At 38.9% G+C, this 13,548-nt stretch carries 10 protein-coding genes; 3 read left to right on the top strand and 7 right to left on the bottom strand.

All coding sequences use genetic code 11. From position 1 onward, the window contains the following. Both V7K40_RS01930 and V7K40_RS01925 read right to left on the bottom strand, forming a co-directional pair. Positions 1-1,044: a diguanylate cyclase gene (locus V7K40_RS01930; RefSeq protein WP_334956215.1), complete on the bottom strand. Its 1,044-nt coding sequence runs from the start codon at positions 1,042-1,044 to the stop codon at positions 1-3. Positions 1,045-1,943: 899 nt separating this feature from the next. After that, positions 1,944-2,144, bottom strand: coding sequence for a heavy-metal-associated domain-containing protein (locus V7K40_RS01925; RefSeq protein WP_334956213.1), 201 nt, complete (start codon positions 2,142-2,144; stop codon positions 1,944-1,946). A 251-nt stretch (positions 2,145-2,395) separates the two neighbouring features. Here V7K40_RS01925 and alaS point away from each other — a divergent pair, with 251 nt between their 5' ends. Then, the gene (gene alaS, locus V7K40_RS01920) at positions 2,396-5,038 is read left to right on the top strand and encodes an alanine--tRNA ligase (RefSeq protein ID WP_334956211.1); all 2,643 of its coding nucleotides are present in this window, start codon (positions 2,396-2,398) and stop codon (positions 5,036-5,038) included. A 293-nt stretch (positions 5,039-5,331) separates the two neighbouring features. Here the strand turns inward: alaS and V7K40_RS01915 are convergent, their stop codons facing one another. From V7K40_RS01915 to V7K40_RS01895, 5 genes are all read right to left on the bottom strand, one after another. Next, positions 5,332-5,826, bottom strand: a complete 495-nt coding sequence (locus V7K40_RS01915; RefSeq protein ID WP_334956209.1) for an ureidoglycolate lyase — start codon at positions 5,824-5,826, stop codon at positions 5,332-5,334. Between the two features lie 115 nt (positions 5,827-5,941). After that, positions 5,942-6,961 (bottom strand): RpoD/SigA family RNA polymerase sigma factor, encoded by a 1,020-nt coding sequence (locus V7K40_RS01910; RefSeq protein WP_334956207.1) that lies wholly within the window; start codon positions 6,959-6,961, stop codon positions 5,942-5,944. 648 nt (positions 6,962-7,609) lie between these two features. Further along, on the bottom strand, positions 7,610-7,798 hold the full coding sequence (locus V7K40_RS01905; RefSeq protein WP_334956205.1) for a DUF3172 domain-containing protein: 189 nt from the start codon (positions 7,796-7,798) through the stop codon (positions 7,610-7,612). 284 nt (positions 7,799-8,082) lie between these two features. Next, the gene (locus V7K40_RS01900; RefSeq protein ID WP_334956203.1) at positions 8,083-8,511 is read right to left on the bottom strand and encodes a deaminase; all 429 of its coding nucleotides are present in this window, start codon (positions 8,509-8,511) and stop codon (positions 8,083-8,085) included. Between the two features lie 72 nt (positions 8,512-8,583). Further along, complete coding sequence (locus tag V7K40_RS01895; RefSeq protein WP_334956201.1) at positions 8,584-9,000, bottom strand: hypothetical protein; 417 nt, start codon at positions 8,998-9,000, stop codon at positions 8,584-8,586. A gap of 1,224 nt (positions 9,001-10,224) precedes the next feature. On the opposite strand from V7K40_RS01895, the gene V7K40_RS01890 reads away from it, so the two are divergent. Both V7K40_RS01890 and V7K40_RS01885 read left to right on the top strand, forming a co-directional pair. Then, positions 10,225-12,429 carry a polysaccharide biosynthesis tyrosine autokinase gene (locus tag V7K40_RS01890; protein ID WP_334956199.1) on the top strand — a complete coding sequence of 735 codons (2,205 nt, stop codon included), beginning with the start codon at positions 10,225-10,227 and terminating at the stop codon, positions 12,427-12,429. An 80-nt stretch (positions 12,430-12,509) separates the two neighbouring features. After that, complete coding sequence (locus V7K40_RS01885) at positions 12,510-13,463, top strand: glycosyltransferase (protein WP_334956197.1); 954 nt, start codon at positions 12,510-12,512, stop codon at positions 13,461-13,463. The last annotated feature ends 85 nt before the right edge of the window (positions 13,464-13,548 follow it).

Genomic DNA, 13,548 nt, shown 5'->3' with positions numbered 1-13,548 from the left:
TCACGAAGAAACAGCTTTTAAACGTGAGACATGAGATGGGTAGTTCGAGTTAATAACCCGATTACGCCCAGCAGTTTTAGCCTGTAAGAGACATTGATCAGCACGATACAGCAGACTCTCTCCTTGATCATCATCCTCAGCTTGCAGACAGGCTGTGCCCAGACTAATGGTGATATTAATTGTCAGTTTATTGCTGAGTGCAAATGGTTTGTCGCTGACTAAGCGATTGAGACGACGGGCCACTGATAGTGCTTCGTCGTCGGTAGTGTTAGCCAGAAGAATCACAAATTCTTCCCCACCATAGCGGAATGCTGTGTCTTGAGAGCGCAGATTGTGTTGCAGACGCTGACACAGCAACTGCAAGATGCGATCGCCTACTAAATGCCCATGAGTATCGTTAACTTTCTTGAAATGATCTATATCCAGAATAATCAAACTCAGGGAAGTTTTTTCAGTCCTAGCTGTTTTAATTTCTCTGGGTAAGTCCCATGCTAAAGCGCGACGATTTTTTAATTCTGTCAAGGAATCGGCTAAGGCGATCGCTGATAACATATCATTTGTCCGAATCAAATCTTGGTATTTTTGCGCTTTCCGCAAGCCAACAGTTAATTGAGCAAGTATTAGACTATGGTTAGCGGTCAACTCTGCTAAGGTATAGTCTGTTTTTTCTTCAATAAGATACCAAATATAAGCATCGGCTCCTTGCTTTAATGCCGCAGCACTCATCTCCAATTCCCTTTGCCAACCATACTTATTTCTATCAGTAAGCTGTTGGGGACGATCCTCAAACAGAATACAGTATATCCAGGATAGTTTTGTCTGCTTTTTCAACCAACTGCACAGTTTCATACTGCCATCCAGGCTAGCCTGCACAAATATTATATCGGGGGGCGTCATTTGAATTCGCGACATTGCCTGATTAAGATTGTCTATAACTTCTACACTAAAATCAGTCGCATAACGGATCTGATCTGGAAGTGTGGCGCTAAAGTTATTCTTTCCAAAGACCAGAATAGAAATATTCCTTGGTTTATTTTTTATCATATTTAAATTTTAAAGAGATTAACTTAGTAAAAGTTGCTGGGATTGTTGATTAATACTAAATATGATATTTTTGACTGAGTTATGTTTCTTGATATCTCGTTTTTTTGACACTAAATTCACAATAATTTTCCAAGTTCAATATCCTCTTAAGACTTGAGATTTATTACTAGACTTTCTAAAACCTCCACTTCTGACAACTAATGTCTTCTTTACAGAATATTTTTAAATCAGTAAAACTACTGAATATTATTTGCATGTCCAAAAACCCTTACAGTAGTTTCTTAGGTGTTATTTTTCTGAGGTAATTACCAAAATAAATAGTTTGTAATAACTGTCACATTAGTGTTTCATTTTTCTTCCGATAAAGAAAAATAATAAATTATAAAAGCCAATATTTTCTCATTGAATTAAAAATATTATTACCCATAGAACACTTCAGCCTTTTTCTTTAATGAATCGGCTTTTATCAAGTGTCAAGGTAGGGATTGAATTGCATAAAAACGTCAATCAAATATGCAGCAAAACCCACTCACACTAAGGTAAGTAGCTTTCTGCCACTAACATCATTACGATTACAGATCAAATTGATAGTATAAAAAATCTCCAATCTAAATAAGGTCTAAACCCAAGTATCACAATGTGTTAGAGTGAGAAAAAATGTCTCAGCTTAACCTTGATCTGTGTTTGTTTGTCAACTTAATTCACATCTTTTTTTAATTTGCCCCAACATCATAAATCTAGAAAACAAAGCTAAATAAAAAACCCCATGTCAAAACCTGCCCCTAATGTGGGAATATTAGTTCGATTCCGCTTGGAGAAAGGGCGGAAAAATATAAGAAAATTTGTTAGTCTGGTTTAAGATATTAAAATCTAAACTTTTGTGAAAAGCTAGAATCAGATCAATAACCTTCAACAGCGTAACCAGCAGCAACAATTACCTGTTTGATTGACTCCTCAGAAGCTGCGGATTCTACCGTGACAGTTTTAGCATTAACATTGACATCCACCTTGGCTTCAGGTTCCATAACGTGGATGGATTCAGCAATTGTTTCTGCACATCCTTCACAAGCAATATTTGATACCTTAAGTTTTAGTGCCATTTGTTACCTCAGTAGAGAGATTTTAAATCATTTCTTAACGATTAATCTTAACTACCAAAATGCGCTCCTGCATCCTACTAAAGTAAGGTAGTGGTGTAAAAGCATCACAATAACTGTATATAGCTTATCGACTGGTACAATTCGCTAGCACTAATATGAAACAAAATGCAAGAATATATAAAGCTATTTATGAAAATACACCTACCTAGTGCCGCTACGCCCAAGTCTAAAGTCTAAAGTTAAAAACACCCATGTCTTCAAATCCTCAGTACCTAAGCGGTAACGAAATTCGCAACATATTCCTCGACTTCTTTGCCCAACGGAAACACCAAATTCTCCCAAGTGCCTCCCTCGTGCCAGAAGACCCAACCGTGCTGCTGACGATCGCGGGGATGCTACCATTTAAGCCGATATTCTTGGGGCAACGCACATCAGAATTTAAGCGGGCTACGACTTCGCAAAAGTGTATCCGTACCAACGACATCGAAAACGTCGGACGCACCAAACGGCATCACACGTTTTTTGAGATGCTAGGCAATTTCAGCTTTGGTGATTATTTTAAAGAACAAGCGATCGCTTGGGGTTGGGAAATCTCCACACAAGTTTTTGGCTTTTCCCCCCAAAATCTCGTCGTCAGCGTTTTTGAAGATGATGATGAAGCTTTTGGTATTTGGCGTGATCAAATCGGTGTGCCGATAGCGAGAATTAAACGCCTGGGCGAAGATGATAACTTTTGGGTATCTGGGCCGACTGGGCCTTGCGGCCCTTGTTCAGAAATATATTATGACTTTTACCCAGAACGCGGTGACGAAAATATAGATTTAGAAGACGATTCCCGGTTCATCGAGTTTTACAACCTCGTCTTCATGCAATATAACCGGGATGCCTCTGGCAATTTAACGCCGCTGCAAAACAAGAACATTGACACCGGCATGGGTTTGGAGAGAATGGCGCAAATTCTCCAAAAAGTGCCCAATAACTACGAAACTGACCTAATTTTCCCAATTATCCAAACAGCAGCGCAAATTGCTGGTGTTGATTACCACAAAAGTGATGAAAAAACCAAAATCTCTTTGAAAGTCATTGGTGATCACGTTCGTTCAGTTGTCCACATGATCGCCGATGAAATTCGTGCTTCCAACGTCGGACGGGGTTATGTGCTACGGCGATTAATTCGGCGCGTGGTGCGTCATGGGCGACTAATTGGGATTTCTGGCGAATTTACTACCCAAGTTGCCGAAACTGCGATCGCTCTTTCTGAATCAGCTTACCCCAATGTGCGCCAACGGGAAGCAGCAATTAAAGCTGAGTTGCAACGGGAAGAATCCAATTTTCTCAGAACTCTGGATAGAGGCGAAAAACTCCTAGAAGAAATCATCCAAGAGGTGAAACAGCAAAGGAACACTCAAATTAGCGGTGAAAGCGCATTTACCCTCTATGACACCTACGGATTTCCCCTCGAACTTACTCAAGAAATTGCCGAGGAAAATCATCTGACAGTCGATGAAGCCGGATTTGATACCGAAATGCAAAAGCAGGTGGAACGTGCCAAAGCAGCACATGAAACCATCGACTTAACTGTACAAGGTTCCCTCGACAAATTAGCAGAAAACATCCAAGCCACGGAGTTCTTAGGCTATACCCAACCTGCGGCGACTGCGAAAGTTGAAGCGATTTTGGTAGAAGGTGTTTCCCAAGAGGAAGCAGAAGCGGGAACACAGGTGCAAATTGTCCTTGACAAAACGCCATTTTATGCCGAATCCGGGGGACAAATCGGCGATCGCGGTTATATTTCTGGTGATGGTATTCTAGTCCGGGTGGAAGATATGAAGAAAGAATCTGATTTCTTTGTTCACTTCGGACGCATCAAACGCGGTACACTGCGCGTCGGTGATCATGTTACAGCCCAAATTGATCAGGCTTGTCGGCGTCGCGCCCAAGCTAACCATACCGCAACGCACCTGTTGCAAGCGGCGTTGAAGAAAATTGTTGATGATGGCATATCTCAAGCTGGTTCTCTAGTTTCTTTTGACAGGTTGCGCTTTGACTTCAACTGTCCCCGCGCGTTGACAGCAGAGGAAGTGCAACAAGTTGAGGAACAGGTGAACACTTGGATTGCTGAAGCACATGCTGCAAAAGTGGAAGTATTACCTTTAGCAGAGGCGAAAGCTAGGGGTGCTGTTGCTATGTTCGGCGAAAAATACGGCGAGGAAGTGCGGGTGATTGACTTCCCTAGCGTATCAATGGAACTGTGCGGTGGAACCCATGTCACTAACACTGCTGAAATTGGGGTGTTCAAGATTATCTCAGAAGCTGGTGTGGCTTCTGGGGTACGGCGCATTGAAGCTGTTTCGGGGCCAGCAATCCTAGATTATCTCAACCTTCGGGATAAAGTAGTTAAAGATTTGAGCGATCGCTTTAAAGTTAAACCCGAAGAACTACCAGATAGAATCACAAGTCTGCAAACCGAACTCAGAACTAGCCAGAAGGAACTGGAAACCTTGAAGGTACAGTTAGCGATCGCAAAATCTGACAGCTTGTTGCAAACAGCCCAAACTGTAGGCGATTATAAAATTATCGTCGCTCAATTAGAAGATGTTGATCCAGAATCATTGAAAACCGCAGCCGAACGCTTACTGCAAAAAATCGGTAACGGTGCAGTGGTGCTGGGTTCTGTTCCTGAACCAGGAAAAGTTAGCATAGTTGCAGCTTTTAGTCCAGAAGTGAACAAAAAAGGTTTGCAAGCTGGTAAATTTGTAGGTGCGATCGCTAAAATCTGCGGTGGCGGTGGCGGTGGAAGACCGAACTTAGCCCAAGCAGGCGGACGCGATGCGAGTAAATTACCAGAAGCGTTGGAACAAGCACAAAGTGAGTTAAAGTCCGCGTTGGGTTAACCATCTTCCTCACTTTAAGAATTACTCCCCTTCACTTGCAAGGAAGGGGCTGTTCTTGTTAGGTCTATATTGAACTCAACCCAGAAGCGCTATTAGACATTAAATGAATACAGTGATCGCAAGTGTAGGATAACCACTGCTATCTATAACTAGTTTATGCCTATAAGGGACTTGCAAATAAAAAAATATCCCAAAACTGACGCAAAAATCCTCTCTGTATTCTCTGCGTCGGGAGTGGTTTGTTTCTTTGGATAATTTATTTCTTGAAAATCTCTAATTAAACTCAATCTCACCTATACCATCTCAAACTCTAATTGATGACTCTTAAAAAAATCATGAGTGAAATGATCCACCACATTTGTATCAACTAATTCCAAATTATAAAAATCCACAGCTTCATAGTCAAAATGGGGCCCAGCGTGCCAAGTACCCTCATGTAGCTTGATAAAACAATTTCCTGGAATGCGAAAAGCAGCAATCTCTTCTAATGCTGGTTCATTCTGATCATTATCAGGAGGACAAACTGCAATTAACCAATCCTTCCCTGACAAAGAACCCAGACATTGAGTGCATTGGACATGGCGAGTAATTTTATGAAACTTTCGCCCTCTCTTCTCCAATCGCATAACATAAAATCGTGGAATCCCGTTTTGCAGATTTAACTGGGCATCTTCCACATCGTAAGCTTTGCCATCAAGACTCGCAAAAATCACCTGTCCATAACGCCGAAAGTTTTCAGAAGTCACCCATTGTGCCTGCAATTGTTGCACTGTCTTTGATGTGCTCATATCAAATCTTTGAGATAGATTACTTAGATTTATTTTCCCCCAAAATGACTGAATTTTATACAGTCATGATGGTGACTTCCTAAGTTTAAATGCCCTACATTGTGAAAAAATAACCTCAGCTAGCTAGATAACTACGTACTTGTTCCTTTTGGCGTCGGAGGAGACTGAGAGCTTTTTGCTCAATCTGACGCACCCGTTCTCGACTAATACCCATGCGATCGCCAATCTGTGCTAAAGAAAGTTCATATCCATCACTCAAACCAAAGCGCAAGGTTAATATTTCTCGCTGCTGGGGAGACAGCTTTGCCAACAAGTCTTGTAAGTCTTGGTGGAGAGATTCTTCAACAGCATAGTCTTCCGGAGAAGGGCCATCATCCTCCAGTATGTCCTGTAATTCTGTATCCTGTTGTTCACCAACTCGCGCCTCTAAGGAGAAGGGTTGACGGGCCAAGTATAAACACTCTCGAACTTGACTGGGTGTCAAAGATAACGCATTGGCAATTTCAATAGTAGTGGGAACACGACCTAGCTGTTGAGATAATTCTCGCTGCACGCGTTTAATTTTATTCAGTTTCTCAAAGACGTGGATAGGTAAGCGAATTGTCCGTCCTTGTTGAGCGATCGCTCGTGTGATTCCTTGACGAATCCACCAGTAAGCATAGGTAGAAAACTTATAACCAAGAGCCGGATCAAATTTATCTACCCCTCGCTCTAAACCCAAAGTACCTTCTTGAATTAAATCCATAAATTCCAGGTTACGGTGCTGGTATTTCTTCGCCACAGCTACCACTAACCGGAGATTAGCCTGAATCATTTTCTGCTTGGCTTGTTGTCCTAAATTTAGCTGTTGCTCTAACACCTCAACACTTAACTCTACCTGATCTGCCCATTCTTGCAGCGTGGGTTCCTGCTTTAATTTCACAGCCAATTCTTCCTTAGCAGCTAGTAAAATCATCATCTGCTGCACTTGTTGGGCAAAAATAACCTCTTGTTCGCGAGTCAACAAATCTACACGCCCGATCTCTTGCAGATAACTACGCACAATATCATCTGTAGCTCGAGGTTTTTTATCTGCGGCTAAACTTTTTTTCTTCGTTTTTTGAACTTCGGTATGTGGAGATGTTAAGTTGCTCATGGTTATTTGCTCCTCTGTAACCTCATCAATTTATTGGTATCAAGTCTAGATATTCAGACCCATAGCCATTTCACACTGCTAATCAATCAATTGGCAATACTGATGAATTCTGGTCTATGATACATTACAAGTCAATTGTTGGAGATAATAAACCCAAAATCAACCCACCCCTTAATACTAACATCATCACCAGTCACAAATCAATTAGCTAAAGGAGCATCAACATATCCTTTGAAGTAATTACACTCCTTTCTTGTTGATTCTTGCATATTTTAAAACCCGAATTATATTTAGTTTAATTATCCAATGCAGTTTTTGGAAAAAATCAAAATTTTACTGGATAATGATTTCATGAGCTAAGAAATCAATTAATAATAGTAACTCTCAAAATAATTCCCAATAGTTAAGCCATCAGCAATTTATTTTTTGAAATGTTAATAGTCTGGTTATACTTCCAGAGAATTCTCATTCAATGGGAATTAATTAAATATAAAATGTCCATTTGTTGACCTCTAATTTTTTGCGAGATAATCCAATCATCTAAAGCCGGGTACGTAGCGGGCGATCATTAAACATCAAAGAAAGTCCTTCTACTGCTGCCCCTGTTGAAGAACAGTTTTCTTTAAGAGTCTGATTAAATACTTGTAATTAGGGATTTAGGATGACAAAAACGTGGGTATCTGTAACAATTCCACTTGTGTCATACTGGACGCAGACATCTGCATCAAGTGCGGTATTATCAATGTAATTACTCTTGGAGACATTTTTTGGACTAAAAGTAGTAACAGTGGTCACATTAACATCAAGGATAATACTTGGCAAGACAGCAACACCCACGGATCGCTACTAATATCCTAATTGAAGCGAAAAGATTTACATTTAGAGGTGGGTGGTTGATTGTTATGCAGCATACTTAACCGACAAGATTTCCCACTTCTTTAATAAGTCGGAAATCATCTGAGACTCTTAAGGAGACAACATCTTAAAGCTTTCTCTTTTACTAGTTTTCAGCTTAAGTTGACACAATTACACAGTTATGCATCCATATAAATGATTGACTTTTTGCAAAGATTTTTGGGAAAATGGTACTACGTTGCAATTTTAATCTAACTCTTCAACTATCACTTTATTAGATATTGGTTAAGAAAAGCATTCACATCATTGGCGCATAACCCGACATTAACTGTCTTTCCTGCGTTTCTGAGAATGTCTAATCCTTTACCATTATTACGGGGGTCTGGATCAACTATAGATACATATATTTCATGTATCCGCCGATCTTCAGCGATCGCTAAAGCACATGCGGGTGTGCGTCCATGAAAAGAACAAGGTTCAAGAGTTACATACATTTTCAAGAAGTCGAAAGCCTTGTCTTGAATCTGGTTAAGTGCGTCAGCCTCAGCATGGTGTTTTCCTGGTGTCCGTGTATATCCTTGAGCTACTATCTCTTGGGCATCTACGATCACACAGCCTACTGGTGGGTTCGGTAAACATTCCGGCAAAGCTTTTCTGCTTTGAGCTAAAGCAGCCAGCATAAATATTTCATCCATATATTAGCGGAAATTATCTAGATAAATTACACTATCAAGAATTAGTTATCTCTTGTTAAAAAAGTTATTATATCAAAACTTAGTGACTGTCACACTAATACCAGAATCGAGTTTAGGAACCTTGAGATACTCAATTGGCTCACTACTGTGAGAACTTTGGGTATTTGTTGGTTTCTGACATTGCTTAAAAAAAGCCTCTGGATTATTGATCAACTCAAGCGGGTTGATTTTTTTGCATCCTCGCTCTCGCACTAGCGAAATTGATTCAGCAGTTTGTTTTCGATTATTAGTCTGTCCGATAAAATTACCCCATGTAGTGTTAATCGTGGCTGGTTCCGTCAATAAAACTCCAGCCTGATTGCGATCGTGAAACGGCTCCTTCAGAGCATCGCCTGTTGTCATGGGAACATTCTCTTGGTTAGCATAGGCACTCTGGGAGAGAGTAAGTGCGCTAATTACAACGACTAAGATGATGGAAGAGGATTTCATAATTCAATTTCTTAACATTTAATATCAGTTTAATAATTACAATTGGCTAAATACAAAAACAAAAAAATAGCAGCCTGGTTTGAGTTCTTCAGATTAACACAGGTAGTAAGAAGTATAGCTAAACTTCATTAAAAATATAGTGAAGTCTAGTCAGATGTAGACTTTTATCTGGGAGGAGGCAGTTGAGCAATCCATGCTCTAACCACATCGGAATTTGACACTTGCCTGTTATCTGCTTCCTGCTACAACTGTACTAACTCATATTCTGTTAAGCGTATTAATAGCTAGGTAGGCGTAAAAATTTGTTGTTGGCACAAGGCAGGAGGCAGGCGAAAAGAGGGTTGTAGCCTAGTTTATCTTTATTAACATAGTTTGGTTTTATTGTCCCAACTTACTTACTAGCCGTTTATCTCTCCTATATATTACTCCTAGGTTACATTTATGGTACAATATTAAATAAATTTTGGAAGGCTCACTGTGTGGTAATTTCCACACCTCAAGTAAAATCAAAAAAAGTCTTTCATCAGTCTGGGCAAATTAAACTGATAGCAAGTCTTTACAAATTCAATACTAAAATCACACAATCTTAATATTACTAGTCCCCTATCGTTCCAAGATTGACCATTATTCAGAGCAATAATTAATTGTTCCTGAAAGCTTTTAAGCAGCTTACGTAAATATCCATCCAGTCTTTCCAAGTGTCTACTTTAACTGGACAAAGTTTATCTTTGAAGTTGTTCCATAGCTTGTAAGTTGGCACAATGGTTCTATTCCTTACCCTTAAGTAATTAATTCCTCTTGTCTTTTCAAAATCAGTAAATCGACAGCTAATATACAGCATGTTCTATGAATTTTTTGTAAAGTTACGCAATTCAGTGTTATTGCATAATATGATGTTGAGTATTAGATTATTAATCAATACTTCCATCATTAGTAACACAAAACTAAGTTAACAAAAAAATGGAACGCCACTAAATCATAGATAAAGTTGTTAGTTATCTTGTTTTGCTCTCAGGATAATATCAAACAATCTAAATTCAAATTGCGACTGCTCAAACTATTAGTTTACTTCACCTATTGAACAACTTCAGGAAAAAGACATTAGCTAACATTAACGCAAATATTACCATCGCGAAGTCGGCTACAGTGCTACTGTCAGGAAAATACTGAGAAAAATCTGCTGTAATAAAATAGTCTTTTTTTATAAAATTTTGCATATATATTATGACGATGGAATCTTTGCCCAACTTTGAAGAAGTAAATATTCAGAAATACTTAGAAGTTTTTCAACGCCGTTGGCTACCTCTAGTCGGAATTGTTGCCATATCTGTTACTTTTGGATGCTTGTATGCATTTTCACTAAAACCTTCATACAAGGCAGAAGGAAGTTTGATGATTAAAACAAATCGCTCTTCCTCACTCACAGGCTTACCAGAAGACATCGGACGCCTAGAAGCTTTGAATATGAACGACAATCCCCTGGAAACTCAGGTGAAAGTTATTGGATCAAATCCAGTGATTGAGAAAACAATTAATTCCCTCAATCTCAAAGATAGTCAAGGGAAACTACTCTCGATTTCCAGTTTGGCAAAACAACTAAAAATAGAAGGAATCAAAGGCACTGATGTTGTACAACTTTCTTATCAAGGCGGTGATCCGGAACTGGCTGCCAAAATCGTCAATGAAGTTATCGACAGTTATATCGACCTAAATATCAAGGCTAATCAGAATGAAGCGCGGACAGCCAAAGAGGTTCTTGTAACCGAAGTACCCAAAGCTGAAGAAATTGTTAGAAGAGCCGAATCAAAACTGCGGCTATTTAAAGAAACGAATAAAGTTGTTGTCCTAGAACAAGAAGCAACCGCAGCAGTCGATACAATTTCCAAGTTAGGAAACCAAATTTCTCAAGCATTAGCTCAACTAGATGATGTCAAAGGTCGTTTAGAACAGTTAGGCAGTGAAGCTCAGGTAGATTCACAGCAAGGCGTAATCGCATCTGAATTGAGTCAAGCACCTGGAGTTCAAAAAGTGCTTGCCCAACTCCAAGAAACAGAAAGCCAACTGGCACTAGAGCGTACCCGTTTTGAACCTGAACACCCTACAATTACTAGCTTAGAAGAGAAAGTCGTAGCTCTTAAGAGCTTGCTAAAACAGCGGACAGCACAAGTCGCTGGTACAGCGCAGATAACACAGGGAAGTTTACAGGTTGGACAACTGCGGCAAAGCCTAATTGCAGATATTACTCGTGCTCAGGCAGACCGCGTTGGTCTAGAGAGACAAATTGGCACACTTCAGCGACAGCAAGATGCTTACATCAAACGAGCAAATAATTTGCCAAGGCTAGAACAGAATCAACGAGAACTAGAACGGAAGCTGAAAGCAGCTCAAACAACTTACGAAACGCTCTTAAACAAACGCCAAGAAATTGATATTGCACAGAACCAAAAGATTCCTAATGCTCGTGTCATTTCCTATGCCTTAATCCCGGAAAAAGGAGAAGGACCTCGCAAAATCCTGTTTATTGTTGGTGGAGGAGGAATTGGTCTTTTCTTAGGTATCATTGTCGCCTTTAGTTTAGACTTGATAGACCGCTCGGTGAAAACTGTCAAAGAAGCCAAAGAAGTCTTGAAATACAGTATTTTGGGAGTAATTCCCACACAAGTTAGAAATGGTAAAGATCATTCTTCTATAACAGGACTTGATAGAGCTATTCCCAAAATCATTGGCAGAGATATTCCTTACTTCCCTCTTGGTAACGCATACCAAATACTACAAGTGAACTTGAAGTTCCTCCGTTCTGATAAACCGCTCAAAAGCATTGTAGTTACAAGTTCCGTTACCAAAGAAGGAAAGTCTGACGTATCTGCAAATTTAGCTGTAACTATGGCTCAGGCGGGGCGTCGGGTGTTATTGGTGGATGCAGATATGCGTCATCCCATACAGCATCATATCTGGGGGCTAACAAATACAATAGGACTAAGTAATGTCATTGTCGGTCAAGTTTCTTTAGATGCAGTTGTGCAAGAAGTGATGCCTAATCTTGAGGTTCTTACTTCCGGAGCTTTGCCTCCCAATCCAGTAGCAATGCTAGATTCTCAACGGATGGCAACATTAGTTAGTAACTTCGGGAGAGATTACGATTTTGTAATTTTTGATACTCCTCCTCTGTCAGGAATAGCAGATGCTGCTGTTTTAAGTACCCTGACTGACGGTATCTTATTAGTTGTTCGTCCTGGAGTGGTTGACCTTAACAGTGCGAATTCAGCTAAAGAGTTTTTAACTCAGTCAGGTCAGAAGGTACTAGGGATAGTCATCAATGGTGTGAATACTAAAAATGAACCTAATAATTATTTTTATGACACCAAAAAACGACAAATTGAACAAGATTTAGTATCTAGCAGCTTAACAAAATTTTCTAAAGAGCGTTAAGTTTTCCTATAAATCCTGAAAGTGACCCTTACTACAACCATCTCAACCCATTTTATTTTTTATTAGCAAGAAATTTTTACATGGATAGAAATCAAATCAAAACATCTTGTTTAATTAATAACTACAATTACGCTGAATTTCTATCAGAGGCAATTGATAGCGCTTTAAATCAAACAGTTAAATTTGATGAAATTATTATTGTTGATGACGCCTCCACAGATAATTCTGCGGAAGTCATCAATAAATTTACTAAAGTAGCTAATGTTAAATCTATCTTGAAAGAAAAAAATCAAGGACAATTATCATCCTTTAACGAAGGATTTTTAGCTGCAACTGGGGACATTATCTTTTTTTTAGATGCCGATGATATTTATGAACCTCAATATTTAGAAACCACCTTAAAGTTTTATAAAGGACGTAGTGAATGTGATTTTCTATTTTGTGCATATAAAAAATTTGGAGCAGTAGAAGGAACATTTCAAAGTGATGCAGTTGATTTAGATTTGGGTTATTCAGTAATCAGAACTTTATATAATGGTGAATGGATTGGTTCCATAACTTCAACATTATCAATACGTAGAGAAATAATAAAAAAATTTTTACCTATTCCATATATAGAAGATTGGCGTGTAAGGGCTGATGACTGTCTCATCTGGGGAGCTTCTTTGGTAGGAGCTAAAAAGTTTTATCTTTCTAAACCTTTAGTAAGGTATAGAATTCATCAAAATAACCAGTATCATAATAATAAATCTTTAGAGATAGACAATAACTATGAATACAAAAGGTTCTGGAAACGCAATTCACTATTTAATTACATTCTGCAAAGAAATAATTTTAGTTCACCATTATTCTTGGCTTTCACATCTCTCAAGGAGTTAAAAACAATCCCTTGTCCAAAGTATCAAGATTTTATTTTATATTTGAAAATAATATTTTTGTTTGAGTATAGTTTTTTTTGGAAAATCAAAGGCATAGTATTATTACTTAGCTATTTATTTAAAGCTTTGATGACTGGTAAAGTAAAAATGTTATAGACAATAAATAATCTAAAATTATACATCAATATACGTTGTTTTATCCGTTAAGAAATAAAAAAGTCACGATATTAAAAAAGGTAAA

Source organism: Nostoc sp. (assembly GCF_036917195.1).
GTDB lineage: Bacteria > Cyanobacteriota > Cyanobacteriia > Cyanobacteriales > Nostocaceae > Nostoc.
The sequence above is the reverse complement of the archived record's forward strand: the minus strand, read 5'-3'. Positions and strand labels throughout refer to the sequence as shown.

Bases quoted from the DNA above. Each gene is read 5' to 3' on its own strand.
- V7K40_RS01910 (WP_334956207.1), bottom strand. From the start codon at position 6,961: ATGAGCAACTTAACATCTCCACATACCGAAGTTCAAAAAACGAAGAAA.
- V7K40_RS01930 (WP_334956215.1), bottom strand. From the start codon at position 1,044: ATGATAAAAAATAAACCAAGGAATATTTCTATTCTGGTCTTTGGAAAG.
- V7K40_RS01915 (WP_334956209.1), bottom strand. From the start codon at position 5,826: ATGAGCACATCAAAGACAGTGCAACAATTGCAGGCACAATGGGTGACT.
- alaS (WP_334956211.1), top strand. From the start codon at position 2,396: ATGTCTTCAAATCCTCAGTACCTAAGCGGTAACGAAATTCGCAACATA.
- V7K40_RS01925 (WP_334956213.1), bottom strand. From the start codon at position 2,144: ATGGCACTAAAACTTAAGGTATCAAATATTGCTTGTGAAGGATGTGCA.
- V7K40_RS01885 (WP_334956197.1), top strand. From the start codon at position 12,510: ATGGATAGAAATCAAATCAAAACATCTTGTTTAATTAATAACTACAAT.
- V7K40_RS01895 (WP_334956201.1), bottom strand. From the start codon at position 9,000: ATGAAATCCTCTTCCATCATCTTAGTCGTTGTAATTAGCGCACTTACT.
- V7K40_RS01900 (WP_334956203.1), bottom strand. From the start codon at position 8,511: ATGGATGAAATATTTATGCTGGCTGCTTTAGCTCAAAGCAGAAAAGCT.
- V7K40_RS01890 (WP_334956199.1), top strand. From the start codon at position 10,225: ATGACGATGGAATCTTTGCCCAACTTTGAAGAAGTAAATATTCAGAAA.